Here is a 595-nt window from a genome sequence, read left to right as displayed (position 1 = left end):
GCTTCCAGCAGACCAAACAGATCTGAAAGACGGTAGTCAAGCGACTCCAACGCAACCAAGTAAAACGGAAGTTAAGACAGCAGAAGGTACATGGAGCTTCAAGACCTATGACAAGACTTCCGAAACCATCAATGGAGCAGACGCACACTTTGTAGGAACATGGGAATTCACCCCAGCGCCAACCTACAAGGCGACACACGAATTTGTGAGTGGAACTCCAGGCAAAGAGCTTCCACAAGAAGTAAAAGATCTGCTTCCAGTAGCTCAAACAGACTTGAAAGATGGCAGCCAAGTAACCCCGACTCAACCAAGTAAAACGGAAGTTAAGACAGCAGAAGGTACATGGAGCTTCAAGACCTATGACAAGACTTCCGAAACCATCAATGGAGCAGACGCACACTTCATAGGCACCTGGGAATTCACCCCAGCGCCAACCTACAAGGCGACTCACGAGTTTGTCAGCGGAACCCCAGGTAAAGAGCTTCCACAAGAAGTGAAAGACTTGCTTCCAGCAGACCAAACAGACCTGAAAGATGGTAGTCAAGCGACTCCAACGCAACCAAGCAAAACGGAAGTTAAGACAGCAGAAGGTACA

The 595-nt window shown here is 48.4% G+C and carries 1 protein-coding gene; it reads left to right on the top strand.

What is annotated here, in order from left to right; genetic code table 11:
* Window positions 1-595: SHIRT domain-containing protein (locus tag HMPREF3108_RS01625; protein ID WP_256262211.1), on the top strand; the 595-nt coding region annotated here is incomplete at both ends.

This window comes from Streptococcus sp. HMSC10A01, from assembly GCF_001807785.1.
GTDB classification, from domain to species: Bacteria; Bacillota; Bacilli; order Lactobacillales; family Streptococcaceae; genus Streptococcus; species Streptococcus gordonii.
This window is presented reverse-complemented; position numbering and strand designations above follow the sequence as displayed.